The 3,513-nt window shown below is 71.2% G+C and carries 4 protein-coding genes; 2 read left to right on the top strand and 2 right to left on the bottom strand.

Translation table 11 applies throughout. From position 1 onward, the window contains the following. On the top strand, positions 1 to 859 hold an 859-nt coding region (gene truB / locus ACOJSN_RS21290; protein ID WP_420114485.1), incomplete at its 5' end, for a tRNA pseudouridine(55) synthase TruB. Positions 860 to 957: 98 nt separating this feature from the next. Here the strand turns inward: truB and ACOJSN_RS21285 are convergent. Both ACOJSN_RS21285 and ACOJSN_RS21280 read right to left on the bottom strand, forming a co-directional pair. Beyond that, positions 958 to 2,085 carry a WXG100 family type VII secretion target gene (locus ACOJSN_RS21285; protein WP_420114484.1) on the bottom strand — a complete coding sequence of 376 codons (1,128 nt, stop codon included), beginning with the start codon at positions 2,083 to 2,085 and terminating at the stop codon, positions 958 to 960. Then, entirely contained in the window at positions 2,082 to 2,600 is a 519-nt protein-coding gene (locus ACOJSN_RS21280) for a hypothetical protein (protein WP_420114483.1), read from the bottom strand. The genes ACOJSN_RS21285 and ACOJSN_RS21280 overlap by 4 nt, the downstream gene beginning before the upstream one ends. Before the next feature lie 182 nt (positions 2,601 to 2,782). Here ACOJSN_RS21280 and ACOJSN_RS21275 point away from each other — a divergent pair. Continuing rightward, the coding region (locus tag ACOJSN_RS21275) for a D-Ala-D-Ala carboxypeptidase family metallohydrolase (protein WP_420114482.1) at positions 2,783 to 3,513 on the top strand (731 nt) is incomplete at its 3' end.

Raw genomic sequence — 3,513 nt, 5'->3', positions numbered from 1 at the left:
CGACAAACCCGCGGGCATGACGTCTCACGACGTCGTCTCGCGGGTTCGTCGTCTGGCCGGCACCAAGAAGGTGGGTCATGCGGGCACGCTCGACCCGATGGCCACGGGGCTGCTGCTGCTCGGCGTCAACCGGGCCACCCGGCTGCTGACGTACCTGGTCGGCGCCGACAAGACCTACCTGGCGACCATCCGGCTGGGTCAGGCGACGGTCACAGACGACGCCGAGGGCGAGCTCACCGGGGCCCCGGGCATCGGTGAGGTCGACGACCAGAGCCTGCGCTCCGCCGTCGGGAACCTGACGGGACCGATCGAGCAGGTGCCGAGCGCCGTGAGCGCGATCAAGGTGGACGGCAAGCGCTCCTACGCCCGCGTGCGGGCGGGGGAGGAGGTCGCGCTCGCTGCCCGCCCGGTCACGATCCACGCGTTCGACGTGCGTGCGATCCGTCCGGGTGAGGCCGCCGGGACACCCGTGCTCGATCTCGACGTCCGGGTGCGCTGCTCGAGCGGCACCTACATCCGGGCGCTCGCACGCGATCTCGGGATCGCGCTGGGCAGTGCCGGGCACCTCACGGCGCTCCGACGCACCCAGGTGGGGGACTTCGCCGTCGAGGCAGCACAGTCCCTGGCAGAGATGGCCGACGGCGTCGCTCCCCTCGGGATGAGTGAGGTCGCCCGTCGTACTCTCCCGGTCCGCGACCTCACGGACGAGGAGGTCACCGAGCTGCGGTACGGACGCGGCATCGCTGCCTCGGCTGCCGACGGCGTCCGGGCGGCCTTCGCCCCCGACGGTCACGTCGTCGCGCTGGTCACCGACAAGGGCGACCGCGCCCGCCCAGTACTCGTCCTCGACCCCGCCTAATACCCGATTGAACGTGGTTTCAATCGAGGTATCCGGGCCGATAGGCCGAACAACGTCACGCTCGCGGCCGGGTCGTGGGCTCACCCGCGCAGCGCAGGTCAGTCCTTCGGTTCGACAGTGCCCTGGAACACGCGGGTCTCCATGGTCGAGCCGGGATCGATCCCCACGCTCCGCCACCACGCGTTCAACTCGGGACTGCTGCTGCGATCCAGGAGGTTGGCGTACTCGCGGGAGGAGTGTGGGTGCCCGGAAGTGCCCCAGCTTCCGGTGACGTCGATCGCGCCGTCGGGTGCGCCGCCGATCCGGGCCACGGGGTCGAACGGGTTGCGCACCGAGACCAGCGTGGTGCCGGCGGGCACGTCGAAGTTGCCGCCGCCGGCGCCGGTGGTGACGATCGAGGCGATGTCGTGGCGCGCGCGCACGTACGGGTCGGCGGCGAGATCGAGGGCAGCGAAGCTGCTCTGGCTGTGCGTGGCCAGGTGGATGGGCACGCCCTCGGGTACCTGCTCCATCGCCTCGAGCACGACCCGACGGATCGGGGTGTCCTTGCCCGATGCTGCCCCGACTGCACCGTAGGCGCCCATCGGGTTGCCGCCATCGGGGTCGAGCGACCAGTCCTGCGTGCCCGGCACGTACAGGAGCGCGACCTGGCTGCCGTCCGGGCGGGTCACGATGTCGACGCGGACCGCGCCCTCGTGGTCGTACATGTCGGCCATGTCGTGGACCATGTCGCCCGGGCTGGTGGGCAGGGTGTCGGTGATGCCGGCGGTGGCGGTGATCTCGGTGACGCCGGTGCGGTCGGCGCGAGCGTCAGCCACTCCGACCATCCGGTCGACCAGACGCGGCCCGGCGAGTGCGCCGATGACCGATCCCACCGGGCCGCCGCCGGCGTTGCCGAGCACGCCCAGCAGCAGTCGACCGGCACCCCGCGCCCAGCCGGCCTCACGCGCTTCACGCGCTGTGTCGCTGGCCTGCTGCTGCTGGTCGGCCTCGCGCGCGACCTGGTCGGAGACGTGGGCAAGACCGTCGCTCACGCTGCGCAGCACCGGCGTGAAGTGCGTCTGCCACTGCTCGGAGAAGCGCAGGTGGTCGGGACCGTTCCACGCGAACACGGTCAGCGACCGATCGAGTCGGTTCGCGATCTCCTCGAGCCGGCTCGCGCCGTCCGCAGAGGCTGTCGACCACTCGCGGAGCGCGCCGAGATCGGCGCCGTGCGTGACAGTCACGGCAGCATCCCGTCGATGCGCTCGGCGAGGTCCGCGCCGGGCTCGACCGCGGTGATCTCGGCGCCAGGGACCGCCACCATGACCTCCGCACCGGCAGCCACCGAGCCGGCGAGCGCGGCCACGGCCGTGCCCGGCGTCGTGGTCGCATCCAGGGCAGCTACCTCGATGCCGCCCGCCGCTGGAGCGGCGATGAGCACACGGTCCCGACCCACCGCGGCGAGCGCCGCGATGCCGTCGGAGCTGCCTACGGAGATCAGTGTCGACGCCGAGGTCAGGACATCGCCGACGACGGCGGACTCGCCTCGGGGGAGCAGCTCACCACGGCGTTGGTGCGCCCGCCCGGCGGTCACCAGCTCCTTGAGCTCGGCCGGCTTTGGCGGCGCCGACAGCGCCTCGACCGGGATGCCGAGCGCCGTGGCGACCAAGGTGGCCGACGGACCAGGGCGCAGCGACAGCAACCAGGTGAGCTCCGCCGTCGTGATCCGGGTGGCGACACCCGCGGGTGTGGTGGGCATGCCGCCGACGCTACGGATGAACAGTGGGTGACCACCAGGTCCAGAGGCCCGGAACCTTCCGCGCACGGTGAGGCGCTCGGCTAGGTTCGCGATGAGGCTGACGTCGGGGGCCGCCTCGGTGCTTGGCGTCGGGCTCGTGCAGGACACCACGACATCGCAGCGCCCATCGAGGAGGATCCACCATGTCCGTGACCCGTCGTCGTCTGCTCACCACCGCGCTTGCCGTGCCTCTGCTCGTTGCCGCAGGGGAGGTGATCGACCCGCTCGAGGCGCAGGCGTACTCGTGGACCCGGACCCTGCGCGAGGGCTCGCGCGGGGCCGATGTCACCGAGCTTCAGATCCGGGTGGCCGGCTGGGCTGCCGCTTCGCCTTTGCGCACCCGGGTGGCGGTGGACGGCGTGTTCGGGCAAGGCACCAAGGGGGCGGTGCAGCGGTTCCAGCGGGGCTACGGCCTCGGCGTCGATGGCGTGGTGGGCCCGGCCACGCAGGCGAGGCTGAACGCGCTCGAGCGCTCCGACGGCTCCACCGCCCACTTCAACTTCAGCGAGTTCTACTCCAAGGACGGCTCCCGCTTCAACAACGGCAGGGTGTCCGCAACCCAGGTCAAGGCCAACGTCCGCCGCCTCATGTACAAGCTCGAGGCCGTGCGCCGCAAGGCGGGGGACCGGCCCATCCGGATCAACTCCGGGTTCCGGTCGATCAATCACAACCGCAACGTCGGCGGCGCGAGCAACAGCCAGCACATGTACGGGATCGCCGCGGACATCGTGATCTCGGGGCTGTCGGTGACGTCGGTGATGAACCACGCGAAGACATCAGGCTTCTCGGGGATCCTGCGCTACCCGACGTTCACGCACGTGGACAGTCGCGTGGAGTACAGCTACGGCGGTGGCAGCTGGACCTGGCACAGCTG

The sequence above is a fragment of the Pseudactinotalea sp. genome (genome assembly GCF_048594945.1).
Lineage (GTDB): Bacteria > Actinomycetota > Actinomycetes > Actinomycetales > Beutenbergiaceae > Pseudactinotalea.
This window is presented reverse-complemented; position numbering and strand designations above follow the sequence as displayed.